The 24,604-nt window shown below is 69.4% G+C and carries 25 protein-coding genes; 12 read left to right on the top strand and 13 right to left on the bottom strand.

Annotation, left to right across the window (positions count from 1 at the left end):
* Positions 1 to 74: 74 nt before the first annotated feature.
* Positions 75 to 620 (bottom strand): dihydrofolate reductase family protein, encoded by a 546-nt coding sequence (locus ACFWJ8_RS17295; protein ID WP_378813863.1) that lies wholly within the window; start codon positions 618 to 620, stop codon positions 75 to 77.
* 135 nt (positions 621 to 755) lie between these two features.
* On the opposite strand from ACFWJ8_RS17295, the gene ACFWJ8_RS17290 reads away from it, so the two are divergent.
* From ACFWJ8_RS17290 to ACFWJ8_RS17280, 3 genes are read left to right on the top strand one after another with little or no spacing between them, the layout of a single operon-like run.
* Positions 756 to 1,070, top strand: coding sequence for a YciI family protein (locus ACFWJ8_RS17290; RefSeq protein ID WP_378813861.1), 315 nt, complete (start codon positions 756 to 758; stop codon positions 1,068 to 1,070).
* The gene (locus ACFWJ8_RS17285) at positions 1,067 to 2,377 is read left to right on the top strand and encodes an RNA polymerase sigma factor (protein ID WP_378813859.1); all 1,311 of its coding nucleotides are present in this window, start codon (positions 1,067 to 1,069) and stop codon (positions 2,375 to 2,377) included. Before ACFWJ8_RS17290 ends, ACFWJ8_RS17285 begins: the two co-directional genes overlap by 4 nt.
* Positions 2,374 to 3,030, top strand: a complete 657-nt coding sequence (locus tag ACFWJ8_RS17280) for a pyridoxal 5'-phosphate synthase (protein WP_378813857.1) — start codon at positions 2,374 to 2,376, stop codon at positions 3,028 to 3,030. The genes ACFWJ8_RS17285 and ACFWJ8_RS17280 overlap by 4 nt, the downstream gene beginning before the upstream one ends.
* Before the next feature lie 13 nt (positions 3,031 to 3,043).
* Here the strand turns inward: ACFWJ8_RS17280 and ACFWJ8_RS17275 are convergent, their stop codons facing one another.
* From ACFWJ8_RS17275 to ACFWJ8_RS17255, 5 genes are read right to left on the bottom strand one after another with little or no spacing between them, the layout of a single operon-like run.
* Positions 3,044 to 3,655, bottom strand: a complete 612-nt coding sequence (locus ACFWJ8_RS17275) for a class I SAM-dependent methyltransferase (RefSeq protein ID WP_378813855.1) — start codon at positions 3,653 to 3,655, stop codon at positions 3,044 to 3,046.
* Positions 3,652 to 4,026 carry a DUF952 domain-containing protein gene (locus ACFWJ8_RS17270; RefSeq protein ID WP_378813853.1) on the bottom strand — a complete coding sequence of 125 codons (375 nt, stop codon included), beginning with the start codon at positions 4,024 to 4,026 and terminating at the stop codon, positions 3,652 to 3,654. The genes ACFWJ8_RS17275 and ACFWJ8_RS17270 overlap by 4 nt, the downstream gene beginning before the upstream one ends.
* A gap of 32 nt (positions 4,027 to 4,058) precedes the next feature.
* The gene (locus ACFWJ8_RS17265) at positions 4,059 to 5,240 is read right to left on the bottom strand and encodes a hypothetical protein (RefSeq protein ID WP_378813851.1); all 1,182 of its coding nucleotides are present in this window, start codon (positions 5,238 to 5,240) and stop codon (positions 4,059 to 4,061) included.
* On the bottom strand, positions 5,237 to 6,103 hold the full coding sequence (locus tag ACFWJ8_RS17260) for a hypothetical protein (RefSeq protein WP_378813849.1): 867 nt from the start codon (positions 6,101 to 6,103) through the stop codon (positions 5,237 to 5,239). Before ACFWJ8_RS17260 ends, ACFWJ8_RS17265 begins: the two co-directional genes overlap by 4 nt.
* Before the next feature lie 33 nt (positions 6,104 to 6,136).
* Positions 6,137 to 7,213: a hypothetical protein gene (locus ACFWJ8_RS17255; RefSeq protein ID WP_378813847.1), complete on the bottom strand. Its 1,077-nt coding sequence runs from the start codon at positions 7,211 to 7,213 to the stop codon at positions 6,137 to 6,139.
* 286 nt (positions 7,214 to 7,499) lie between these two features.
* On the opposite strand from ACFWJ8_RS17255, the gene ACFWJ8_RS17250 reads away from it, so the two are divergent.
* Together ACFWJ8_RS17250 and ACFWJ8_RS17245 are read left to right on the top strand one after the other, a co-directional pair.
* A complete protein-coding gene (locus ACFWJ8_RS17250; protein WP_378813845.1) occupies positions 7,500 to 7,727 on the top strand; it encodes an RNA-binding S4 domain-containing protein in 228 nt (75 codons plus the stop codon).
* 38 nt (positions 7,728 to 7,765) lie between these two features.
* Positions 7,766 to 9,496: a SulP family inorganic anion transporter gene (locus tag ACFWJ8_RS17245; RefSeq protein WP_378813843.1), complete on the top strand. Its 1,731-nt coding sequence runs from the start codon at positions 7,766 to 7,768 to the stop codon at positions 9,494 to 9,496.
* Between the two features lie 55 nt (positions 9,497 to 9,551).
* Here ACFWJ8_RS17245 and ACFWJ8_RS17240 read toward each other — a convergent pair whose 3' ends face one another.
* On the bottom strand, positions 9,552 to 10,391 hold the full coding sequence (locus ACFWJ8_RS17240) for a LysR substrate-binding domain-containing protein (RefSeq protein ID WP_378813841.1): 840 nt from the start codon (positions 10,389 to 10,391) through the stop codon (positions 9,552 to 9,554).
* Between the two features lie 99 nt (positions 10,392 to 10,490).
* Here ACFWJ8_RS17240 and ACFWJ8_RS17235 point away from each other — a divergent pair, with 99 nt between their 5' ends.
* Entirely contained in the window at positions 10,491 to 11,831 is a 1,341-nt protein-coding gene (locus ACFWJ8_RS17235; RefSeq protein ID WP_378813839.1) for an MFS transporter, read from the top strand.
* Between the two features lie 53 nt (positions 11,832 to 11,884).
* On the top strand, positions 11,885 to 12,046 hold the full coding sequence (locus tag ACFWJ8_RS17230) for a hypothetical protein (protein ID WP_378813837.1): 162 nt from the start codon (positions 11,885 to 11,887) through the stop codon (positions 12,044 to 12,046).
* 101 nt (positions 12,047 to 12,147) lie between these two features.
* Here the strand turns inward: ACFWJ8_RS17230 and ACFWJ8_RS17225 are convergent, their stop codons facing one another.
* The 4 genes from ACFWJ8_RS17225 to ACFWJ8_RS17210 are packed head-to-tail and all read right to left on the bottom strand — an operon-like array spanning position 12,148 to position 16,334.
* The gene (locus ACFWJ8_RS17225; RefSeq protein WP_378813835.1) at positions 12,148 to 12,822 is read right to left on the bottom strand and encodes an SDR family NAD(P)-dependent oxidoreductase; all 675 of its coding nucleotides are present in this window, start codon (positions 12,820 to 12,822) and stop codon (positions 12,148 to 12,150) included.
* 39 nt (positions 12,823 to 12,861) lie between these two features.
* Positions 12,862 to 13,719: a fumarylacetoacetate hydrolase family protein gene (locus tag ACFWJ8_RS17220; RefSeq protein WP_378813833.1), complete on the bottom strand. Its 858-nt coding sequence runs from the start codon at positions 13,717 to 13,719 to the stop codon at positions 12,862 to 12,864.
* 25 nt (positions 13,720 to 13,744) lie between these two features.
* Positions 13,745 to 15,046 carry an MFS transporter gene (locus ACFWJ8_RS17215; RefSeq protein ID WP_378813831.1) on the bottom strand — a complete coding sequence of 434 codons (1,302 nt, stop codon included), beginning with the start codon at positions 15,044 to 15,046 and terminating at the stop codon, positions 13,745 to 13,747.
* 49 nt (positions 15,047 to 15,095) lie between these two features.
* On the bottom strand, positions 15,096 to 16,334 hold the full coding sequence (locus tag ACFWJ8_RS17210; protein WP_378813829.1) for a serine hydrolase domain-containing protein: 1,239 nt from the start codon (positions 16,332 to 16,334) through the stop codon (positions 15,096 to 15,098).
* 116 nt (positions 16,335 to 16,450) lie between these two features.
* On the opposite strand from ACFWJ8_RS17210, the gene ACFWJ8_RS17205 reads away from it, so the two are divergent.
* Positions 16,451 to 17,455, top strand: coding sequence for a LacI family DNA-binding transcriptional regulator (locus ACFWJ8_RS17205; protein WP_378813827.1), 1,005 nt, complete (start codon positions 16,451 to 16,453; stop codon positions 17,453 to 17,455).
* A gap of 16 nt (positions 17,456 to 17,471) precedes the next feature.
* On the opposite strand, the gene ACFWJ8_RS17200 is transcribed toward ACFWJ8_RS17205, so the two are convergent.
* Complete coding sequence (locus ACFWJ8_RS17200; RefSeq protein WP_378813825.1) at positions 17,472 to 18,212, bottom strand: SDR family NAD(P)-dependent oxidoreductase; 741 nt, start codon at positions 18,210 to 18,212, stop codon at positions 17,472 to 17,474.
* 61 nt (positions 18,213 to 18,273) lie between these two features.
* On the opposite strand from ACFWJ8_RS17200, the gene ACFWJ8_RS17195 reads away from it, so the two are divergent.
* From ACFWJ8_RS17195 to ACFWJ8_RS17180, 4 genes are read left to right on the top strand one after another with little or no spacing between them, the layout of a single operon-like run.
* Positions 18,274 to 19,281 (top strand): hypothetical protein, encoded by a 1,008-nt coding sequence (locus ACFWJ8_RS17195; protein ID WP_378813823.1) that lies wholly within the window; start codon positions 18,274 to 18,276, stop codon positions 19,279 to 19,281.
* A gap of 44 nt (positions 19,282 to 19,325) precedes the next feature.
* Entirely contained in the window at positions 19,326 to 20,537 is a 1,212-nt protein-coding gene (locus tag ACFWJ8_RS17190; protein WP_378813821.1) for a mandelate racemase/muconate lactonizing enzyme family protein, read from the top strand.
* A complete protein-coding gene (locus ACFWJ8_RS17185; protein WP_378813819.1) occupies positions 20,534 to 21,292 on the top strand; it encodes a FadR/GntR family transcriptional regulator in 759 nt (252 codons plus the stop codon). The genes ACFWJ8_RS17190 and ACFWJ8_RS17185 overlap by 4 nt, the downstream gene beginning before the upstream one ends.
* A complete protein-coding gene (locus ACFWJ8_RS17180) occupies positions 21,289 to 23,376 on the top strand; it encodes a glycoside hydrolase family 36 protein (RefSeq protein ID WP_378813817.1) in 2,088 nt (695 codons plus the stop codon). The genes ACFWJ8_RS17185 and ACFWJ8_RS17180 overlap by 4 nt, the downstream gene beginning before the upstream one ends.
* 18 nt (positions 23,377 to 23,394) lie before the next feature.
* Here ACFWJ8_RS17180 and ACFWJ8_RS17175 read toward each other — a convergent pair whose 3' ends face one another.
* Entirely contained in the window at positions 23,395 to 24,408 is a 1,014-nt protein-coding gene (locus ACFWJ8_RS17175) for a LacI family DNA-binding transcriptional regulator (protein ID WP_378813815.1), read from the bottom strand.
* Positions 24,409 to 24,604: the final 196 nt, after the last annotated feature.

The following is a 24,604-nucleotide window of genomic DNA, read 5'->3' as shown; positions in this document are numbered from 1 at the left end:
TTGTGCTGTGTTGGTGGCCGTCCTGGGGGCCGGGCCGGGCGGGGACGGCGGGGCGGGTCCCGTCGCCGCGCGGCTCAGGCGGCGACCGGGCGGTAGACCGCGTGGATCACGCCCTGGGGCAGCACCGTCGCGTCGTCGAGGGTGTACGAGGCAGCGGCATCCCCGTCGAACAGGCGACGCCCCTCGCCCACCGTGACGGGGTGGACCAGCAGGTGCAGCTCGTCGACGAGCCCCGCGCGCAGCAGCGCCTGCACGACGCTGGTGCTGCCCGTCGTGAGGATGTCGCCACCCTCGGACGCCTTGAGCGCGGCGACCCCGGACTCGAGGTCGCCGTCGAGGACCGTCGAGTTCTGCCAGCCGAGCTCGTCGAGCGTCCGGCTCACGACCACACGCGCGTTCTTGTTCATCTTGGCGGCGATGGGGTCGTCGGCCGGCGCGTGCGCGAACGCGGCGGCGAAGCCCTCGTACGTCACCCGGCCGAGCAGCGTCGTGTCGCACGAATCGCTCAGCCCCCACATCACCCCGAACATCTCGGGGCTCGCGTACGCCATGTGCCACTGCTCGGGCGCCTCGACGACGCCGTCCAGCGAGATGAACTCTCCCACGATGATCTTTCGCATCTTCTCGTCCTGTTCGTGTGCGGGCGATCCGTTCGATCGCCCTCCTATTCACACACCGAACGGCGAACCCCGATTGCGACACCGGCCTGGTCTGGATTTCTCGACGGGTGGATGCTGGTCCCCATGCGCTATCTGATGACCACGAACGGCGGAGGCCCGGCGCCCGACGAAGCCCTCTTCGCAGAGATGGGTGCACTGATCCGCGAGATGGCGAGCGCAGGGGTGCTGCTGGCCACCGGCGGGCTGGGCCAGGGCTTCCACGTATCGTCGGCGGGCGGCGAGCTCTCGATCACCGACGGCCCCTATGCCGAGGCGAAGGAGACGATCGTGAGCTTCGCGCTCATCGAGGCGCGCTCCGACGAGGAGGCGCTGCAGCTCGCCCGCCGGTTCTGGAGCGTCGTCGGCGACGGCGAAGGCGACGTGCGGCCGGTGTTCGGGACGCCGGAGTGACCGCGGCCCGCGACCCCGGAAGCACCGTCGCGGCGGTCTTCCGCCTCGAAGGTGCCCGGATCATCGCGGGCCTCTCCCGCACCACCCGTGATGTGGGGCTCGCCGAAGACAGCCTCCAGGACGCGATGGTCGCCGCCATCGAGAAGTGGCGGACCGCCGGCATCCCCCCGAATCCGGCCGCCTGGCTGACGCTGGAGGCGAAGCATCGCGCGATCGATCGCATCCGCCGGGCGGTGAGTCTCGACGAGAAGCTGGGCGCGGTCGCCCATGACGAGAGGCAGCGCGCCCGCGCCGACATCGACGACGGCGGTCACGACTTCGACCTCATCACCGAGCACGAGGGCATCGCCGACGACGTGCTGCGGCTGCTGTTCGCGCTGTGCCATCCGTCGCTGCCGCGGGAGTCGCGGGTGGCGCTGACCCTGCGGCTCGTGGGCGGGCTCACGCCGCGCGAGATCGCCCACGCCTACCTCGTGCCCGAGCGGACGGTCGCCCAGCGCATCCTCCGCGGCCGCCGGCGACTCGCCGCGGACGGCTTCGACGCCGCCGTCCCCGCCGCCGCAGAGCGGCAGGAGCGCCTCGGCGGCGTCCTCGAAGTCGTCTACCTGATCTTCACCGAGGGGCATGCCGCCTCCGTCGGCGACGACTGGGTGCGCCCCGAGCTGTGCCTCGAGGCGCTGCGACTGGCCCGCATGCTGACCGAGCTCGTGCCCACGGACGCCGAGGTCCACGGCCTCGCCGCCCTGCTCGAGCTGCAGACCTCGCGACTGCCCGCGAGAGTGGATGCCGGCGGTGCCCCCGTCCGTCTCGCCGATCAGGACCGCAGCCGATGGGATCAGCTGTTGATCGCCCGCGGCTTCCGCTTCCTGCTGCACTCCCGCGAACTGGCCCCCGTCCCCGGTCCGTATGCGATCCAGGCCGCGATCGCCGCCGCCCACGCGCACGCCCGCACCGCCGACGACACGGACTGGAGGTCGATCGCCGAGCTCTACGGGCTGCTCGCGCACATCGCGCCGTCGCCGGTCGTCACGCTGAACCGCGCCGTCGCCGTCGGGCGCGCCGACGGGGCCGAGGCGGGACTGCGGGTGCTCGACGAACTGGCCGACTCGCCGGAGCTGGCGGATCACCACCTGCTCGCCGCCGTGCGCGCCGACCTGCTGCGAGAGCTGGGAGACGCGTGGGCGGCGGCCGTGGAGCTGCGCCGAGCGGCCTCCCTGGCGCCGAACCCGCGCGAACGGGAACTGCTGGCCGGGCGGGCCGACATGCTCGCGCCGGACGGAGACCCGGCTGACACACTGGGCGGATGAGCACTCTTCGCGATCGACTCCGGGCCGAGGCATCCATCGTCGGAGAGGCTCCCCCGTTCGACCCGTCGGCCGCTCCCGACGACCCGCAGCAGCTGTTCCGCGAGTGGCTCGGCGTCGCCCTCGATGCCGGGATCGCCGAGCCGCACGCGGTGACGCTCTCGACGGTCGACGAAGACGGTCGCCCCGATGCGCGCGTGCTGGTGCTGAAGGACGTGACCGACGACGGCGCCTTCGAGATCGCCACCGGGAGCGAGTCGGCGAAAGGCGCCCAGCTGCACGCGAACCCGAACGTCGCGCTCACGTTCTACTGGACGCCGCTCGCGCGTTCGGTGCGCATCCGCGGGGTCGCCGCCGCGGCGAGCGCCGCGGAATCGGCCGCCGACTTCCGTGCGCGCAATCCCGCCGCAAAGGCGATCGCCCTCGCCGGCAGGCAGAGCGCGCCGCTCACCGACATCGCCGAACGCGACCGCCTCGTCGCCGAGAACCTCGCGACGCTGGAGGGCGATCCCGGGCGCGTGTCGCCGGCGTGGACGCTGTGGCGCGTCCGCCCGTTCGCCGTCGAGTTCTGGCAGGGCGCCCCGACGCGCAACCACCTGCGGCTGCGGTATGAGCGCACCGTCGACGAGTGGCGGCACGAGGAGCTCTGGGCCTGAACCGCGTCCGGCGTCAGCCCGCCGATCCCGCCCGTTCGGCGATGATGGCCGCCTGCAGCCGCACGCCAGGGTCCGCCCGTGAGCTCGTCGTCAGCACCCGGAAGCCCGCGTCCTCCAGGCGGTGGCTCAGCTCCTCGATCGGCCAGTAGTACGCGGTGACCACAGCGTGCGGGAACGCCTCGACACGCTCCCCTGTGAAGAATCCGACGAGCAGTCCGCCACCCGGCCGGATCACCCGGGCGAGCTCCGCGAGCGCGGCCGGCAGCTCGTCCGGCCCGTGGTGGATGAGCGAGTACCACGACAGGATGCCGGCGGCCGACGCATCCGGCAGGTCGAGGTCGGGCAGGCGCCCGGCGCGGAACGGCACGTCGGGGAACCGCGCGCGGGCGTGCGCCAGGAACTCCGGCACCATCTCGATGCCCTCGGCGTCGACGCCGTTGCGCGCCAGGAAGTCCGTCCAGTGCCCGGGGCCGCTCCCCACGTCGAACACGGGCCCGTCGAGGCCGCGAGCCCACTCGAGGATGAGCGCGCGGTCGGCCTCGTGCGCGGCATCCATCGTTCCGAACAGGTCGATGTACTCGCCCGCCCGCGCGCCGTACGCGACCGTCACGTCGGAGTTCGTCATCGCACGCCGGGAAGCGACGGATCGACGCCCCACCGGAACACGCCGTCGATGAAGCCGGCCGGCTCGACCCGGATCACGTGCGACGGCAGCACCGGGCCGTAGATGTGCGGATACTCCTGCCCGTCGCCGCCGTCCTCGAAGCGGACCTCCGTGCCGTCCGCGCGCACGAGGTCGACGCCGATCACCAGCACGACGAGCGTCTCAGGGTCGTCGCGGTAGAACCGTTCCGCGACACCGCTCACCTGCGCAGCCGTTGAGCCGTGGATGAAGCCGACCTCGTCGAGGTCGCGTCCCCGGGTCGACACGGTGTAGCGCCCGTCGCGCCGGGCGCGCTCCCAGTCGGAGCGATGGGCGACATGCAGGATCTCCACCGCTTCAACCTAGTGCGAGGGATATCTCGACCTCAGACCATCACGACCGATCCGCGCTCCTCCCCCGGCGGGGGCAGCAGGGCTTCCACCTCTGGTGCGAATGCACGATGCGGCAATTGAGCGCGGAGCCAGAGCCAGGACTGCTCGACGATCAGCTCACGGTGATTCAGGGCCTTGCTCGCGCGATCGGACACGAGCGGCGAGCCGAACGGCTGCAGATGGACAGCGGCGAACACCACGATCGGCATCCGATCTGGCGGAAGCGCTCTGAGCCGCGTCGGCGCACTCACCGCTGTCACGAGGAGGTCCTTGACCGTGGCGAAGGGGACCGGGAGGCCGACTGCCCGTGCGACGGAATCGGCGACCGGCCAGCGAGCGAGATCGTCGAAGCGGTCCTCCAGCTCGCCGAACACCGCCGGTAAGCCTCTGTAAGCACGCGGCGAGCTCGGGATCGACGACAAGCGGGCGACGATCTGACGGAACACGTCGTCCAGGCCGAGCCGGAGGCAGGTCATCCCGATCCGATCCACGGCGAGATCCCACATCGCCTGCGGTGCGGACGGCGAGGGTCCTCGCGCGAGCAATTCGGAGAGGATCTCGTCGATTCCGCTCATCAGCATGGGTGTCGGGTCGGCGGCAGGGAGGCTCTCCGCCCTGACAGAGGTCGCGATCACCGTCTCGACGCCGTCCTTTGTGAGACTGCGATAGTCGGTCCGCTGGGACGCGTCGACGAAGGCCTCCAGATATCCGCTCAAGAGGTCGGTGGCGCCACGCCCCCCATGAGGATCTTCACGAGGATCTCCCGTCGCGCGCCACGGCAGGTCGTCAAGACGCCTCTCGCCCGCTCCGAACTCTTCTCCGTCCGGAACCCGTGGGGAGGGCCCGAACGGTGCCGGCCGCTCCGGCGCGCCGGGCGTCGTGTTTCCTCCACCCCGACCGATGTAGGCGCGCCGGACGAACTCGACGAGGTCCGAAGGCAGCGCGAATCCGAGCTCCCGTCCCTCCAGGAACAGCCCGGCCTGAAACGAGCCGCGCGTCGCGGCGAGGCCGAGGCCCCGGCCCGTGAGCTGATGAACAGAGAAGTCGGGCGCGGAGATGTGGATGGCGGGAACGTCCACCACGACGGACGGCATCGTGATCTCAGGGCTGCGGAAGCTCGCGAAGGCGATCCCCGCGTCGGGATCGAGCGCGTCGATGAACCATGCCGTGCTCATGCGCGTTGCCTCCCGTGGTGGGCGACGACGACCGGGATCTCGGCGTCGAGCAGCGCCCGCACAGCGGTCCGGCGTGAGGCTCGCCAGATCAGCTCGGTCACCGACGGCGCAGGACCTCGGTCCGATCGCTCGGCGATCATCCCCTCGATCGCCGCGTCCGCGGCCGTGGTCCGCGCTTCGGCGATGTCGGCCTTCGAGAAGGAGTGGGTCACCGGCGCCTCGAGATAGTCCTCGTCGTCCATGACGCCTGCCGACACGGCTGCCGTCGTGAGGAGTCGCCGCAGCGGCATGCCCAGCGTGTCGTCGAGCTTGGCGATCACCATCTCCGGCACGTCCGCCCAGCTCCCCGCCAGCAGGACAGCCTCGTCCGCCATGAGCCCCGGATCGTCCTCGGCGATCGATCGGAGCGGCTCTCGGACGAGATCGTACGAGTTGCGGTACAGCACGACCTGATCGGGATCGACCTCGCGCAGCACCAGGCAGATGTCGCCGTAGTACCGCATGCCGGAGCCGTTCACCTCGACCGCGCCGAAGTACAGGTCACCAGGCGTGAGCTGACGATGTTGCCCGGTCTTGCGTTCTACGGCGGCGACGACGGCGTCGTCGACCCGCTCGCGTCGGCTTTGAGGAGGTTCGTCTCCCACGCGTCGGGGCCGCGAGCCCAGGTCATACGTGTTCTTGTATCCGCCTTCGAGGATGTCGGGTACATGTTCGCTGGCAGTGTTGAAGACGACGCGCGCACCACCGCCCGTCGATCCGCCGCCGTCGACATCGAGCCCCTCGATGACGCGGCCGATCATCTTCTCGTTCGCGGCGCGGTACTGCCCATCCCGCTCTTGCGGCGCACGTATCCAGTCGTTCATCACATCCTCGTCGCCCGATCGACCGAGGTGCCTTCACGGCACCTTCCACCGGCTGGCGCGTTCCTCACCCACGAGCGCGCGCAGCGCCTGATACAGGCACTCTGATGGCGACGAAGCGACGAAGTCGGCGCCGGCAGCGAGCAGCCTGTCCCGGTTCTGAACGCCCCGTCGACTCGCGTAGACGATGGTGTACGGGCGGCTCTCACGGGCTGCGAGCCGCTCGATGAGGTTCTGCCCGGCGAAGGGCACGTCCTGCCCGCCTTCGAACCGCCCGAGATCGGTGATCACCAGGCCGACGTCGGCCGTCACCATCGGGAGCGCCTGATCGGTCGACGTGGCGATGCGCACCTCGATCCCCATCTCGCGCATCGTGTTGATCAGTTCCAGGTTGTTGGCGGGGTGGTCGTCCACCCACAGCACCGCTTTGAAGGCGCCGACAGAATCCGCGACTTCATCGGCGAACTCTGCTGTCCGCCGGATATCCCGACGATTGTCACGCTTGGCGTCCTTGGACGACTGCCGGTTGGCCTGCGAGAGCCCGCGCTCCACGGTGTCCCGCACGGATTCCTCCTGCGCATCGACTTCGCTCGTCTCCAGCAGGACGCGCAGCCGCAGTCGTGCCCACAGGTACGCGAGCAGGAACCCGACTCCGACCCCGTAGAGCACGAGCGCAACGGACGCGGCCGGGCCGACGGCACCGAGCCCATCGCCGAGGTACACGCCCAGCTCGCGAAGGAAGCCCGGCACCGCGGCGAGCTGCACCAGCCCCGCACCCACCAGGATCTTCGTGAGCCAGTCCGAGATCTGCTCGAGATTGGAGTTCGGCTCGAACCGGAGGTTCGACCACTTGTCGGGCGGCGCCGCCTCACCGTTGACCGGCGGGGCGACCACTCGCGCCCGCGGGATGCCGAAGACGAACCCCACCACGCCGGCCACGGCCATCGCGGCGAACATGTAACCCACGAGCAGGAACGCATCGCCCCAGTTGATGACATGCTCCGGAGCGGGCCCGAGCGTGATGAACACCGCGAGGACCGCCCCGCCCAGCACGGTCGCCACCAGCGCGATCATCAGCCAGAAGCGCTGATGCGAAGCACCGTTTCCCCCCATTGTCATTCCTCCACCGGATGGCAGGTGGGGGCGGTTCGCGGGTTGCACAGCGTGCGCACCAGCGCACGCCGCGCGAGCGTGCGATTCTCATCCACCGTGACCCCCACAGCTCGGCAGACACTCCTGAGCCCGGTCGGCGGTCGCACCGCCGGGGTGTGGCTCGAGGTCCCTCAGCGTCCGCGAGCCCGGAAGGCGCATTTCTGGTGCCATGGTCCTCGCCGCGGGGAATCACTGTCAAGAGCCCCCGTCGCGTGGGCGCTCGCAGCCGGTCGGCTAGCATTCGAGGGTGACCAGCCCCGATCCGATCGACGACGTCTCCATCGGCGGTGAGGGCATCCGCCTCGGACAGTTCCTGAAGTTCGCGGGGCTCCTCGACTCGGGCGGGGACGTCAAAGAAGCCATCATCGACGGCTACGTGAGCGTGAACGGCGAAGTGGATCGCCGCCGCGGTCGACAGCTTCAGCTCGGCGACGTCGTCGCGTATGAGGGACGCCGGGTCCGCGTCTGCCCCTGACCTTGTCCGACGGCCGGGCCATGCGGTAAGACATGGCCATGGTGACGACAGGTGGTCAGCGTCCGACCCGGATCCCGATCATCGGCCAGCTCCGGTCGTATCAGCGCGCGTGGCTGCGCCCCGACGTGATCGCCGGCGTCACCGTCGCCGCTCTCATCGTCCCGAAGAACCTCGGGTACGCCGGCATCGCAGGCGTTCCGCTGCAGAACGGCCTCTACGCGGCCGCGGCAGGCGCGGTCCTCTACGCGATCTTCGGGACCAGCCGGCAGATCTCCATGGGGCCGAGCTCGGGACTCGCCGCGGTCGCGGCGAGCGCGGTGCTGGCCGCGAGCATCGTCGGGGAGCAGGACGTCGCGTCGTTCGTCGCCGGCATCACCCTGGCCTCCGGCATCCTGTTCCTGCTGCTCGCCGTCTTCAGGATGGGCTGGATCGCCCAGTTCCTCTCACGAGCCGTGGTCACCGGCTTCCTCTTCGGCGCGGCGATCGACGTCGTCATCGGGGAGCTCCCCAAGCTCACCGGCACCGAGACGACCGGCGCCAACCCGATCCAGGAACTGTGGTCATGGTTCGGGACGCTCAGCGGGACACACCCCACGACCGTGCTCGTCGGCATCATCTCGCTGGTCGTCGTGTTCGGACTCCGGGTGATCGCACCGCGCGTTCCCGGCGCCCTCGTGCTCGTGGTGGGGGGACTGCTCGCCTCGGCGCTCTTCGACCTCTCCGCCAAGGACGTCGCGGTGGTCGGGGACGTGCCGCGGGGCCTGCCCGCGCTGCAGGTGCCCGACCTGCAGCTGCTGTGGGAACACGCCGGCACCGTCGCCCTGGCCGCCGTCGCGCTGGTCATGATCGGCTTCTCACAGACCGCGGGCGACGCGCGCACCTTCGCGGCCAAGCATCGCTATCAGATCGACATCAACCAGGAGTCGGTGGCCCAGTCCATGGCCAACATCGGGTCGGGGCTGTTCCAGGGCATGCCCGTCTCGACCAGTCTGTCGGCGAGCTCGCTGAACGACCGCTCGGGAGCCAAGACGGGCGTGGCGTCGCTGACCTCCGGCGTCACCGTGCTGCTGACACTGCTGATCCTCGCCCCGCTCTTCTCCGACCTGCCCAAGGCGGTCCTCGCCGCGCTGATCATCGAGGCCGTGGTCAGCGGCATGATGGACCTCCCGGAGATGCGCCGGCTGTTCCGCGTGAAGAAGGTCGACTTCTGGATCGCCGTCGTCGCACTCCTCGGAACCCTGGTCTTCGGCGTGCTCGCCGGCGTGATCATCGGGATCGGGCTCTCGCTGGTGTGGCTCATCGCCGTGGCCACGCACCCCGAGATGCCGACCCTCGGCCGCGAACGGGGCACCCAGGTCTTCCGCGAGGTCGACACGTTCCCGGACGACGAGGTGGTGCCCGAGGTGGCGGTGGTCCGCTTCGACGGCGGCCTCTTCTTCGCCACCGCCGATGCGCTCGAGGACCGCGTGCGCGAGGTCATCCAGGCCAAGCCCGAGCTGACCGGCATCGTCCTCGACTGCGGAGGCATCAACTTCATCGACTCGCAGGGTGCGGCATCGATGGCGGACGTCGTGACCCTCGCCCGCGACGCGGGCGTGCAGCTGCGGCTGACCCGGCTGAAGCCGCGTCCGCGCGCAGTGCTCGATCGCGAGGGCGTGATCGAGCTGCTCGGGGCGGACCACATCCACGGCAACATCCACCGGGCGGTCGAAGCCGAGCAGAGGGATGCCGGCGCCGGGCGCGACGACGGCGACCCGACGGCGCGCTGAACCACCCCGCGCGAAGGCGCCGCGGTCAGTTCGCCTTCCCGCTCGCCGTGGTGCGTCAGCGACTCGTGACGATCGCGTTCACAAGGGCTTCAATAGGGGCGCGGGCGGCACGGGGATTGTCGAGCAGCACGAAGTCGACCTCGCTGAGCTGCGGCAGCGCCCACGCCGCGGGAGCGAGATCGAGCGTCTCGGGCACCATGGTCCGGGGAAAGACCGCGACGCCCAGTCCCGCGCGCGCCGCGGCGGTGGCCCCGTTGACCTCGCGGACGTTGCAGGTGATCCGCCAGCTGCGACCCGCGCCCTCGAGGGCGTCGATGGCCGCCGCGCGGGAGATGCTGGGCGGCTGGTAGACGATCAGTGGGACGGGACCCTCCGGGTCCATGGTGAACGAGCGATGCGCCACCCAGAGGTGACGCTCGCGGCGCACCAATCGGCCTTCGGGCGCCCCCGACTCCTGCTTGACGTAGACGAGGTCGAGCTGCCCCGCGCGAAGGCGCCGGGCAAGTGAACCGCTCTGCGCCACCGTGAGCTCGAGATTGATCTGCGGATACAGCTGGCGGAAGTTGCGAAGGATCTTCGGCAGCTGGGTGAGCGCGAGGTCATCCGCCGACCCGAAACGGATCCGGCCGCGCATCGCGGATCCGGTGAAGTACGACGCCGCCTCGTCGTGCGCGGAGAGGATGCTGCGAGCGAACCCGAGCATGGCCTGGCCGTTGTCGGTCAGCGCCACCCTCCGGGTGTCGCGCACCAGCAGCTGACGACCGGCCGCCGTCTCGAGCTTGCGCACCTGCTGGCTCACGGTCGGCTGGCTGAGCCGAAGGATCTCGGCCGCACGCGTGAAACTCAGCGTGTCGGCCACGGCGACGAAGCTGCGCAACAGCTGCGGATCGAACACGCGACCTCCTTGACCGGGATCAGTCTATTGAAGAATCCAATGACATTGATAGGTGCGATTCTCAATCGCAATCTGTTCGCCGTGGCTAGCGTCGAATGGGTGAGCACCACGCGCGACCCTGCCCCGCCCGCCCCTACGGATCTGATGGTCGAGACGGCGACGGCGCCGATCCCGGTCCTCGAAGGGCGACGCGGGTGGCGCGAGACGTTCAGCGCGTTGAGCGCGCGCAATTATCGGCTGTACGTCTCGTCGATGCTGCTCGCCAATGTCGGCGGCTGGATGGCGCGGATCGCGATCGACTGGCTGGTGTTCGAACTGACCGGCGACGTCGCGATGGTCGGCCTGGTGGTCGCCCTCCAGTTCGCCCCCACGCTTCTGCTCGGGCCGTGGGCCGGCGTCATCGCCGATCGCTTCTCGCGGCGCCGGACACTGATGATCACACAGTCGATCGGAACGGTCGCCAACGCCCTGCTCGCCGTGCTGGTCCTCACGGGACAGTGCATGCTCTGGCAGGTGCTCGCCGTCGCACTCATCACCGGCACCTCCATGGCGATCGACGGTCCCAGCCGTTCCGCCTTCGTCTCGGAGATGGTGGGCACCCATCGCCTCCGCAACGCGATCAGCCTCAACGCCGCGGTGTTCCACTTCTCGGGACTTGTCGGCCCCGCCCTCAGCGGCATGCTGATCGTCGTCGTCGGGTCCGGCTGGTCCATCGCGGTCAATGCGACGGCATCCCTCATCGCGGTCGTGGCGCTCGCATTCATGCGCCCGGGTGAACTCGTGCGCGCCATCGGCGCGCCACGCGGCAAGGGCCAGATCCGGCAGGCGCTGCGCTATGCGATCGGCAAGCCCACCATCATCTGGCCGCTCCTCATGCTGGCCGTCGTCGCGGTGTTCGGGATGAATCTGCCCGTGCTCTTCACGGCATCCGCCGACGAGACGTACGGCACCGGCGCGACCGGCTACGGCCTCTACAGCTCGCTCGCCGCCCTGGGGGCCCTCATCGGCGCGGTGCTGTCGACGCGTCGGCGGGTCCTGCGTCTGCGGACCATCGTGCTGGCCACGATGCTGTACGGCGCCGTCACCGCCTTCGCCGGCATCGCCCCGACATACGGACTGTTCCTCGCCGCCGTCGTGGGCATCGGCATCTCGCGCCTGACATTCGCCACCGCGGCGGAGTCGCTGACCCAGCTCTCGACCAACATGGCGATCCGAGGCCGCGTGATGTCCTTCTATCTGATGACCGTGACGGGCGGGCAGGCGCTCGGCGGCATCATCATCGGCTCGATCGCGGAGTCGTTCGGCGTCCAGACCGCGTTCGTGGTGGCGGGAGGTGCACCGCTGATCGCGGGGACGGTCGCCTGCGTCGCCCTCGCACGAGCCCGGCGGCTCCGGCTCGTCGTGCGATCCCGGCGCGTCCGCATCGTCCAGCTCGCATAGGCGCCTGGCGCTCGCGAGCCGCCGGGTGCATCCGGCACCGTCGGCATCGGTCGATGAGCAGGAACGCGGTCATCTTCCACGGCGACCAGCCGGCGAATGTCGAGGGCGCGAGGCTCGCCGGCATCCACGCAGAGCGCTGGACGCACACCGATGGGATCCCCGCGCTGCTCGCCATCCTCGACAAGCACGGGGTACGGGTCGCCGACGAGCCATGAGTTGCCTTGATCCGAGAAGGCTCGCGGCGACGTTCGCGAAGGTTCCGGCACGCTCGCGGATGCTCGGGTTCACGCGATTCTTACGCGCCGGAGCGTGAGACTCAGTAGGTCGCCCGTCCCCCGCTGATGTCGTATACGGCGCCGGTCGAGAACGTGACCTTGTCGGAGACCAGCCACGCGATGAGTTCGGCCACTTCTTCGGCGCGGCCCACGCGTTTCATGGGGATCAGGCTCGTGATGTGTGCAAGAACCTCGGGCGCGGTGTCGTCGTTCATGGGCGTGGCGATCACCGCCGGTGCGATGGCGTTCACCAGCACTCCCGTCGTCGCGAGTTCCTTTCCAGCCGACTTGGTGAGCCCGATCACGGCGGCCTTCGACGCGGAGTAGATCGACAGATTCGGGTTGCCGTCCTTGCCCGCCATGCTGGCGATGTTGACTACGCGTCCCCAGCCTCGTTCCACCATCCCCGGCACGACAGCGCGCATCATGGTGACGGTACCGACGACGTTGACGTCGAGCACGCTCTTCCACTGTGCCGTCGTCGTGTCCACAAGCGGCATGTTGGGCCCGACGATGCCCGCGGAGTTCACCAGGATGTCGACGGGCCCGAGTCGACCTACCGCTGCGGCGACGGCGGCGTCATCGGTGATGTCCAGGACGATGTCGCACGCGCCGGCCAGGTCGACAGTGATGACGTCGATGCCCTCCTGACGAAGACGAGCGGCGGTGGCGGCGCCGAGGCCGCTGGCTCCGCCGGTGATGAGGGCGCGGGTCATGCTTTCTCTTTTGGTGGATCCGGAAGCGGTCGTGGAGTTTCAGCGCGGCCCGACGACTGTCTGACGCTGCTGGCCGAGGCCGTCGATTCCGAGCGTCATGACGTCGCCGGGCTTCAGCCAGATCTGCGGGTCGAACCCGAGCCCGACGCCGGGCGGGGTGCCGGTGTTGATGAGGTCACCCGGCTCGAGCACCATGAACTGGCTGATGTAGTGAACGATGAAGTACGGGTCGAAGATCATCGTCGCCGTCGAGCCCGTCTGTCGGCGTACTCCGTTCACGTCGAGCCACATGCCCAGGTCCAGGACATCGGGGATCTCGTCCTGGGTGACCAGCCATGGCCCAGCAGGGTTGAACGTCTCGGCGGATTTGCCCTTGAGCCATTGTCCGCCTCGCTCCATCTGGAAGGCGCGTTCACTGACGTCGTTCACGACCACCCAGCCCGCGATGTGCTCGCGGGCCTGTGCCGGCGAGTCGAGGTAGCGGGCGCGCTTGCCGATGACGATGCCCAGTTCGACCTCCCAGTCGGGCTTGGTCGATCCGCGGGGGATGCGGACGTCATCGTCGGGGCCGACGAGGGTGTTGGGCGACTTGGTGAAGAGGATGGGCTCATCGGGCACCTGCTGGCCGGACTCCGCGGCGTGGTCGGCGTAGTTGAGGCCCACGCAGATGATCTGGTGGGGGCGGGCGATCGGCGAGCCGACGCGGAGACGCCCCAGTGGGGCGCCACCGCCCGCAACCCGTTGAGCGACGATCGGCGCGATGCGCTCCAACCCGCCTGAGCCGAAGAACTCCTCGTCGAAGTCGGTGGCGACGTCGGAGAGGTCGACATAGTGGTCCTCGTCGACGAGCGCGGCCGGCCGCTCAGCCCCGGGCGGGCCGATTCGCAAGAGCTTCATGGTGTTCCTTCCTGGATTCGAATGGTCATCGGGTCTTCCGGACCGGCAGGATCGCAATCGCTCCGAGGAGTCCCAAGACTCCGCCGACGGTGTAAAGCACGCCGTACGAGCCGTCACCGATTGCCAGGATGATCGGCGCGAGCACGGGCGCGAGCGTCTGCGGGAGCGTGGCCGCCATGTTGAACACACCGAGGTCTTTCGCGGTGTCTTCGGGGTCGGGCAGAACGTCGGTGACCAGGGCGAGGTCGACGGCGTTGTAGGCGCCGTACCCGACGCCGGCGACCGCCATCGCGACAAGGAACGCGGGCACCGTCGAGCCGGATGCAAGCATGAAGAACGCGATCCCGAAGATCACTGCGGCCAGCAGCACGAAGATCTTGCGGCGTCGGAGCAGATCCGAGAGCTTGCCGCCCAGCGGAGCGGCGACCATGGTGGCGATCGACAACGCCAGCAGCCCCTGGAACACCAGGCTGGGAGCCGACTCGGCGCTCGCTCCGAGGTGGTCGATGAGGTAGTAGGCGAGGTAGGTGGTGACGAAGGCTGCCGCCAGCTGCACGAGGAAACGGCTGGTGAAAGCCCATGAGAAGTCCCGGTGCTGTCGTGGGCTGACGTAGAAGGTCCGCACCAGATCGCGCATCCCGAAAGGAGGGCGATCCGACTTCTCGAGGCGCTTGTCGCGCAGCGTGAAGAGGAAGGGCAGGACAAGGAAGAACGCCAAGGAGCCGGGGACGAGGAACATCAGCACGATGTCGGGGGCGAGCACCTGCACGAGGAACGATCCACCGACGAGGCCGATCGGAAGGGTGATCCCCGCCACTCCCGAGGCGACGCCGCGCTGGCGCTCCGGTATCTGGTCGGCGATCATCGCGATCAGCATTGCGCCCAGGATGTTGACGAACACGCTGGTGAGGAAGTACCCACCGAGCAGCGTCGGCACGTCGGCCGCAAACGCCATCACGGCGGCCCCACCGAGCGTGCCGGTGGCGCCGACGAGGATCCACGGACGACGCTGGCCCCACTTCGCCGTCGTGCGGTCGCTGAGCCGGCCGGCGACGGGGTTGGTGATGAGGCCGACGAACGCACCGACGCCCAGGATGAGCCCGAGTGTCGCGGCGCGGTCCGCTTCCGGCACCAGCGCGTCGACGCGGACGGCGAGGGTGATCACGAGCGGGGCCTGGTTGGCGATCCAGAACCCCACGTATACGAGCGCGTAGACCGCGAGGAATGTGCCGGGGACGCGAGGAGCTCGCGTCGCCGGACCGGATGCGGATGCCCCGGGGCGGGCGGCCGCCGTGGCGGCTTCGGGCGGGAGTGGAGCGCGCTTCATCGTCGACGTCCTGGAGATCGGCTCGCGTGGCGAGGAGGAAGAGTAAGGGTCAGCCCTGGCGCATGCAGGAACGCAGCGCGTCGACGATCAACGTGCTTCGCGTTGCGGCGACGGGGCCGATCTGCCGGTTGGTGGTCCACGCGAAACCGATGCGGCTGTCGACGTCGGCGAACGCGAGTTGTCCGATGGCACCGTCATGGCCGAAGGACGTCGGGGACAGCATCCGCCTGTCGGCCTCGTTGTTGAGGAGGAAGCCCGTGGTGAACCGCGCCGTGCGGGGAGCGAGGCCTCCCCAGCAGGGAACGTCCGGCAGCGAGCGCAGCGCGGTCTGGCGGGAGCGGGGGCTCAGCAGGGCGTCGTCGTCTCGTACGCAGGCGGCGAACATCTGGGCGAGGGCGCGCGCCGAGGCGATCACACCTGCGGCGGGGACTCCGGCGCGCAGGAGGTCGGGCTCGTTCAGGGCCGTGACGAGCGCTGCGGGGTCTGCGATGTCGGCGATCGCGCCTCCCATCGACAGGGAGCGGACTGCCGTGGGCGCCGAGGCTGCCTGCAATGCTTCTTGCAGGCTCGGGGTGAGATCGATCGGCAGTGGGGACTCGAGCAGCGGCGGGAGGAGCGGAGCGCGCCGCGCGAGCACGTCGTCAGTCGCGCCCAGGGTGATGTCGAGATCGCCGAGCGGCTCGGCGATGAGCTCGCGAACCAGCGTGCCGGCGCTCTCGCCGCTGACCCGGTGCAGGATCTCGCCGACGATCCAGCCGTAAGTGAGGGCGTGATAGCCGAACGCGGTTCCCGGGGTCCACAACGGCGTCTGGACCTCGATCGCGCGGAGCACCGGTGCGACGGCAACCAGATCTTCCGCCGTGAGGTCGGCATCGAGTGCCATCAGGCCGGCACGGTGTGCGAGCACCTCTCGCACCGTGATCTCGGCTTTGACCGCTTGGGCGAACTCCGGCCAGTACCGGGCGACGGGGGAATCCAGGCCGAGCTCACCGGCCTCGATGAGCTTCAGCGCCAGGATCGCGAGCACCGCCTTGCTGACGGAGAAGACGACGCTCGGGGTGTCACCATCCCATGCGCGCCGCGTTCCCGGGTCGGCGATGCCCGCCACGAGGTCGACGATCGTGGTGTCACCACGGACGATGCTGAGGGCGGAGCCCCCTGCGTCGTCCACACTCGCCGCAAGGGCGAACGCATCGCGCACCGCCTCGAACCCCGGCGCGACGTATCCCGTCGCGAGGCTCGAGGTGGAGTCGGCGGTTCGAGGAGTGGCGTGCATCTTCGGTCCCATCGGGTGTGCGTTGCGCTTTAGTAATGCGCTTTACTAGATGCAGAGTAGGCAGGCGTTCGGGCACTGTCAAATGAATCGAGCGCGGCGCATCGGACGAACCCGCGAGGATGGAGCGCATGAGACGCGTCACTCTGAAAGACGTCGCAGCGGCGGCCGGCGTCTCGGCGACGACCGTGAGCTTCGTGGTCAACGGGCGCGCGGACCACATCCCGGAGAGCACCCGGCACCGCGTCGAGCAGGCGATCGCAGATCTCGGATACGTGCCGTCGGCGCGTGGCCGTGCGCTCGCCTCCGGCCGCAGCCGGGTGGTCGTCTGCGTCTCCCCCGCGGGTCCCGCCGCCGATGTGATCGAACAGTTCAAGCGCGATCTCAGTCACAGCCTCATGACGGCCGGATTCACCTGCGTCTTCCTCGAACGCCCGAGCGACGGCGACCAGTTCATCCAGCTGTGGCGCCACATCGACCCCGCGTGCGTCGTGAGTTGGGACGCCCTGGACCCGAAAGAGCTGCTGCCGCTGGAGCGAGCCGGCGTGCCGACCGTCGCCGGCCTGATCACCGGTGGCACCGACACCGACCGCGCCGTCGATCAGGAAGCCGTCGGCCGCGCGCAGGTCGAGCACCTCGCGGATCTCGGCCACCGCCACATCGCCTATGCCATGCCCGTGATGACACGGGAAGAGGAGAGCACCGCACGGGCTCGGCGGTCCGGGGCGATCGAGACCGCGCGCGAAAGAGGGCTGGCGGAGGTGACGGTCTCCACGGTCGACATCGACGCCGACCAGGCGCGGATCGCCGTACAGAGTTGGACCCGGGCACGTCCCCGTATCACCGCCGTCGCGGCATACGGCGACGTGCAAGCGATCACGATCCTCGAAGCGAGTCGCCGCCTGGGCGTCGGCGTCCCCGACGACCTTGCGATCATCGGTGTCGACGACCTCCCGCTCGGAGAGCTCGTGTTCCCGACGCTGTCGAGCGTCTCCCTGGACCTTCACGCTGCGGCCGCCCATGTCGCTGCTCGCATCCTCGCCGTGGTCGAGCCCAGCACGAACGCCACGCCGCCGATGGAACAGCGCCCACCGCGAGTGATGGCACGCGAGTCCACGCTCGGAGCAGACGCATGACGGATCAGCATGGGATTCAGAAGGTGGCGAGAAGGCCGCCGTCGACCGGGAGGATCGCGCCGGTCACGTAGGTGTTCCTCTCCGAGACGAGGAACTCCGCAGCCTCAGCGATCTCTTCGGCCGCGGCCGGGCGCCGCAGGGGCACCCGCCCATGCCGCACGTACACCGACCGGAACCACTCGGTGTCGTACTCACTCGTACCGTCGGGCAGCAGGGCCATCGCCGTGTCGGTGAAGCCGGGCGCCAGCGCGTTGACCAGTATTCCCGCGTCCGCGAGATCGACGGCGAGCGCCCGAGTCAGGCTGTTGACTGCCCCCTTGCTCGTGGCATAGGCGATGCCGCCCGCCGCAGCAGCCGATCCCTGCACCGAGCCGATGTTGAGGATTCGTGGCGACGCCGATCGGCGCAGTTGGGGCAGGAGCGCGCTGACGACCGCCAGGATGCCACGCACGTTGACGTCGAGTGCACGAGAGAAGTCGTCCAGCAGCCCCGCGTCGCCGAGTCCCGACGTCGGAGCGATGGCGGCGGAGTTGACGAGGACGTCGAGTTCAGCGATCTCGGCCGCAGCGATCGACATCGGATCCGCGACATCCATCAGGATGGCGTCGCCCCCGATGCGATCTGCTGTCTCGCGCACTCGCTCGTCGCGATCGGCGAGAACGACGCGCAACCCTCGAGATGCCAGGAGGGCGCCGATCGCCGCGCCGATGCCGTTCGCACCGCCGGTGACAAGCGCGACCCGTTGAGATTCCGTCATCATCGACTCCGATGGTTGATTGGCATTAGATATTACCTAAGCAGGTTCGAGGAGATGAAGCATGCCACGTTCGCCGCGCGCATACGCCGACGACATCGTCCTGCGCTGGTCGCACGGCGAGGTTCGGATCAGCCCGATCGCCGCCATGCTCCGCTCAGCTCGGCTGCGCACAGCACGCGGCTGGGTGATGCCGTTCGCCGCTGCGCCGTGGGATCGAGACGATCCCGGCGTCGCCGGGCTCCCCGGCCATCTGCGGGTCCTCGGTGGGGAGTTCGTCTGCCTTCCGTTCGGATCGGCACCGCTTCCCTCGGACGCCCCACCCGACTGGCTTGCGGCCGGAGGGGGCGCCCCGACACCTACTCAGTCGCATCCCCACGGCGCGGCGGCCGATCGCGAGTGGGATGTCGTCGAGCGCGACACATCGGGGGTCACACTCGCGCTCGAGCTCCCGGAGCCAGATCCGGTGCGCCGGCTGGAGCGCACGATCGCGGGCGTCGACGGCGAGCCCACCGTGGAGTTCTCTCTGCGGATCCATGCGCGCCGTGCCCACCGGACGCCGCTGGGGCTCCATCCGGTGTTCAGACTCCCGCAGCCCGGAGAGACGCTGAGCATCGACGCCGACTTCCGGCAGGGTCGCACCTACCCGGCGCTCATCGACGGCGGCAGCGGCCTCATCCCTCGTGACACGACCTTCTCGCACCTGACACAGGTCGGCGGCGTCGACCTCTCCACGACGCCCTACGCCGAGCGGGCCGAGGAGGTCGTCCAGCTCCTCGACGTGACGCCGCCCGTTCGCCTGCGGTGGTCAGGCGGAGACGGCGTGACTCTCGACTGGCAGCGTGACGTACTCCCGTCGGTGCTGCTCTGGTGGTCTGACCGCCAGTTGACCGACGCCCCCTGGGGCGGCCGATTCCGCGGTCTCGGCGTCGAGCCGATCGCGAGCGCGTTCGATCTGCCCGCCGACGTGTCGATCGCCGACAACCCGATCGCGCGCGGGGGCGTTGCGACGACGGTCACCCTGTCCCCGCGGCATCCGCTCCAGGTCGACTACCGGATTTCGGCCTTTTGATAATATGAATTGATTGTCCGTCTCCTTCGAAAGGTTCGACGACGATGCGGATCGACAGTGTGGACTTCTTCTACCTGAGCATGCCGGTGGTGACCCTCGAAGCCGACGGCAGTCAGGATGCGCTTCTCGTTCGCGTCACCGCCGATGGTCATGTCGGCTGGGGCGAGTGCGAGGCGTCGCCGCTCCCCTCCGTCGCGGCGTTCGTCACACCGCGGTCGCACGGGGCATGCCAGCCCGTCGCGGCGTCCGTCATCGGGGAACGCCTCGACACCCCCGAGGACATCGACCGCATCGCCGCACTGGTGAGGCGCAACAGCATGGACCTGCTGCAGGCCGCGCACACCTTCTCGGGGATCGAGATCGCGCTGTGGGATCTGCTCGGCCGGGTCCGCGAAGAACCGGTGTGGCGCCTTCTCGGCTATACGCGTGCGCATGCGAAGACCCCGTACGCGTCCGTGCTGTTCGGCGACTCCCCCCAAGAGACTCTCGAGAAGGGTCGCGAGCAGGTGCGGCGCGGATTCCGCGGAGTGAAGTTCGGATGGGGCCCCTTCGGCACAGGTTCGCCGTCCGACGACGCGGATCAGCTGCACGCCGCGCGGGAAGCGCTCGGTGATGACGGCCTGCTGTTCGTGGACGCCGGGCAGGTGTGGGGTTCGGATCCGGATGCCGCGTTCAGGCGACTTCCCTTGCTCGACGCGGTGCGCGCCACCTGGATCGAGGAGCCGTTCGAGCCCTTCGAGTACGCCGCGCACGCCCTGCTCGCCGCGAAGGCGCAGAGCGTGCGCGTCGCCGGCGGGGAGGCCGCGCACAACGAGGCGATGGCGCGCAACCTGGTCGACTACGGGCGGGTCGGGTTCTTGCAGATCGACACCGGACGCATCGGCGGCATCGCGCCTGCCTACCGCGCCGCACGCTACGCGGACGTCCGCGGTGTGACGTTCGTGAACCATACCTTCACTTCTCATCTGGCTCTGTCGGCTTCGCTGCAGCCATACGCCGGTCTCGAGCACCACACCATCTGTGAGTACCCGGCAGAGCCGAAACAGCTCGCTGTGGACATCACGTCGCAGCACGTTCCCTTCGCCGCGGACGGGACCGTGGCTGCCCCCGAGCGTCCTGGGCTGGGAGTCGACGTGGACGTCGACGCGCTCACGCCGTACGAACGCGTCATCGAGATCCTCATAGACGGACGCTACGTGTTCGACAGCCCGCACATCGCAGAGACCGAGGCAGAAGCGCGGAGGATGGCATCGTGAGCGATCGACGGCTTCCGACACCGGAGCGTCCCGGGTACGCCCTCCGAGGGCTTCAGGGCGTCATCATCGAATCGCTCGGACGGGCGATCGTCGCCGGCCGCTACGCGGAAGGCGCTGTGCTCCCCCGCGAAGACGAGCTGTGCGCTGAGTTCGGTATGAGCCGCACGACCGTGCGGGGCGCGATGACCGTGCTCGCCGCGAAGGGCCTGATCGAGATCCGCCCCAAGACGGGGACGAAGGTGCGTCCGCGAGCGCTCTGGAACGTGTTCGACTCCGATCTGCTCACCTGGGCGCACCGCGAGGGCGAAGCCGGCGGGATGATGGATGCCCTCATAGAGCTGCGGCAGATCATGGAACCGGCGGCCGCACGCCTTGCTGCCACGCGGGCGACGATCCGCGAGCTCGGCCCGCTGTCGCGCGCCGCGTCCGCCCTCGCCGCGAGCGTCGACGACCCCGTGGCGTACCCCGAGTGGGATGTGGCTTTCCATCTCGCCGTGTACGACGCGAGCCACAACCCGCTGCTCGCGCGGTTCGGGCTGCTGGTCGCCGACTTCATGAAGATCGCTTTCGAGATCCAGCAGCACGGCGACCATCTGACAGTCGATCTCGCGGATGATGCCGCACGTCATCTGCGCGTCTCCGATGCGATCGCCCGCGGCGAGGCGGATGCCGCCGCCAGCGCCATGCTGGAAGTCGTCCTCGACGGCAAGAACGCCCTGGCTGCGGCGATCGCCGATGCGGAGTCACGGGCATGACGGCTCGGGACTTCACCTGGGGTGAGGGTGATCTTCGGCTGACCTTCTCGGTGGATCCCGAGGACCGCATCCGGCTGACCGGCTTCGTCGCGCCGCGGCCCTCGGGCGCATTCGAACGGGCCTTGCCGCTGGTGGAGATCATCACGGCCGATCGCAGCAAGAACGCAGGTTCCCGCTACGACGCCACCGAACTCGGCCTGGACATGCGGTACGTCGCGCACCGCACGACGATCGACGATGGCGTCATGGTGCTCGACGTCGACCTCCGCGACCCCGACTCGCCGCTCCGCGCCACGGCCCGCTACGCGATGCGTCCGGGATCCGGCGTGGTGAGCACCTCGACCCGGCTGACGCACGTCGGTGCGGGACCCGCCATCCCGGTGCTCTTCGTGAGCAGCGCGGCGCTCACCGACGACGCGTGGAACTGTGAAGACACGATCATCCGTCTCGCCGACAACGACTGGCTCGCCGAAGCGCGTTGGCGGTCCGGCACATTCACCGACTTCGGCGAACCCGAGGTCGACATGGCCGCCCACTTCGGAGCAGCTCCGCGGGGCTGCCTCGCGCGCACCGGGCGAGGCACGTGGTCGACCGGCGAGCACCTGCCCATGGGCGCACTGGAGCTCTCCAGCGGCGACGCGCTGCTCTGGCAGGTCGAGTCGAACGGCGGGTGGCGATTCGAATTGTCGCAGGGCCAGGGCCCGTCGTCGGCGGGGGCGTTGCGGCTGGTCACATCGGGACCGACCGATGTCGAGCACCAGTGGTCGATCGTTCTCGGCGAGGGCGACGAGTTCGTCACCCCCGCGACCAGTCTCGCGTGGTCGGCCGACGGCTTCGAAGGGGCGCTGGCGCGCCTCACCCAGCACCGCCGGGTGGACCGCCGCGCGTACGCCGGCGACGCCGGGATGCCACTCATCTACAACGACTACATGAACACCCTCAACGCCGATCCGACCACGGAAAAGCTTCTGCCGCTGATCGCTGCCGCCGGCTCGGTCGGCGCGGAGATCTTCGTCGTCGATGCCGGATGGTACTCGGACGAACCCGGCTGGTGGGACACAGTCGGGGCGTGGGAGGCCTCGACCACGCGGTTCCCCGGTGGTTTCGAGGAGATCTTCGACGCCATCCGCGCCCAGGGGATGACTCCGGGGCTCTGGCTCGAACCGGAAGTGATCGGCATCCACAGCCCCATCGCGGCGACTCTGCCCGATGACGCGCTCTTCGGCCGACACGGGCACCGGCTCGTCGCCAGCGGACGGTATCAGCAGGACTTCCGGCATCCGGCCGTCGTCGCGCGCATGGACGCCGTGATCGACCGACTGGTCGCGGACTACGGCCTCGGCTACGTGAAGTTCGACTACAACGTCAACCCGGCATCAGGAACCGACCACCACTCCGTCAGTGCTGGAGACGGACTGCTCGCCGCTTCTCGCGCATTCCTCGACTGGATAGACGCACTGCACGCGCGGCATCCACGACTCATCATCGAGAACTGCGCGTCGGGCGGGATGCGGGCGGATTGGCTGACGGTCTCGCGGTTCGCGCTGCTGTCGACCAGCGACCAGCAGGACGCGCTGCGCTGCGTCCCGATCGCGGCCGGCGCGACGACCATGGCGCCACCCGAGCAGGCCGGTGTCTGGTCGTATCCCCAGCACGGGATGTCGGATGCTGTCGCCACGGTGACGCTCGCGAACAGCGTGCTGCGGCGGCCGATCCTCTCTGGGCACCTCGACCGCATGACCGAGGACGAGCTGGACCGGGTGCGCGCGTTCGTCGCCGCACACAAAGGTGTGCGCGGCGAGCTGCCCGACCTGCAGTCCACGTGGCCGCTCGGCCTTCCAGGCTGGGAGGACGCCTGGATCGCGGCGGGGCTCGTCGGCGCCCAGGGCGGATACCTCACCGTCTGGCGGCGGAACCCCGAATCCGCCGACCGCATTTCGATCCCGGTCGCGAACCTCCTCCCCAGGGGAGGTCGGATCGAACCCGTCTTCCCACTCCAGACGGATGCGACCTGGGAGTTGGCGGGCGACTCCCTGGAGATCGCATTGCCGGCGCCGGCGGCAGTGGTCCTGCGGTTCCGATGAACCGCGGGACGCGACCTGTCAACGGGCGTGGCTGGTGCTCGCGCGCACGACAAGCTGAGGCTTGAGCACGATCTGCGGGTGCTGTGCCTCGTCGCCCGACAGGTCCTCCCCCACGAGAAGATCCACGGCTGCCGCGGCGAACTCCTCGCGCGGCTGGCGGATGGAGCTCAGCGGCACGACAGCGGCCGCCGCGAACTCGATGTCGTCGTAGCCGATGACGGCCATGTCGTGGGGAACGCGGACGTTCCCCTCGGTGACGATCGTCTGCAGCAGACCGAAGGCGAGCCGGTCGTTGACGGCGAAGATGCCGTCGGGGCGCTGGGCCGGGGGTCGCAGGAGCAGAGACTCGGCGACGCGGGAGCCTTCTTCGACGCCCCGTGTCTGGACGGGGATCACTTCGAGCGTCACACCGGGATTCTCCGCGACGGCCAGCCGGGCACCTGCCAGGCGGTCATCGACCTGATGGATCCCCTCGGGGCCTCCGACGAAGGCGATGCGCGTGCGCCCGCGGGAGATCAGGTGGGCGACGGCCATGTGGCCGCCGGACTGATCGTCGATGGAGACCGAGGGGCTCACGGTCGGATCGCCCATCTTGTCGAGGAGGACGACCGGAATGCCCTGCCGGTGGAACCGCTCGATCCGGCGATCGATCGACCCGATCGGTGAGACGAGCACGCCGTGGACGCGCTGCTCTTCGAACAGATCGAGGTAGCGGGATTCGCGGTCGACATTCTCGTCGCTGTTGCCCAACAGCACGGACAGCCCGTGCTCGATCGCACGCTGCTCGACGCCATGGGCCAGATCGATGAAGAAGGGGTTGGCGATGTCGAACGCCAGGAGCCCGATCGTGCGGCTGCGACCTGCGCGCAGCTGACGTGCGGCGTCGTTGCGCACATACCCGAGCGCATCGATCGCGTCCGCGATGCGCTGCGACGTCGCCGGTGCGACGCGGTGAGGCGTGTTCAGATACTTCGAGACGGTCCCGGCCGAGACCTTCGCGAGGGTGGCGACATCACGGATGCCGACGGCCATGGTTCTCCTCGGTTGCTGGTGCGACGTGACGATCATTGCAGGAACGTCGCATGACGGTGCGGAACGAGGCGGGGGGCCCCGCGGTGCGGGTGCCCCCCCGCACCCCCCCCGGGGGGGCGCGGCGAGGGGTGTGCGCCCACTCGGCGGGGGGCCCCACCCTCTCCACCCCGCCCGGAGTCCCGACCCCCCACCCCCC

This window comes from Microbacterium sp. NPDC058389, assembly GCF_042722305.1.
Classification (GTDB): domain Bacteria; phylum Actinomycetota; class Actinomycetes; order Actinomycetales; family Microbacteriaceae; genus Microbacterium.
This window is presented reverse-complemented; position numbering and strand designations above follow the sequence as displayed.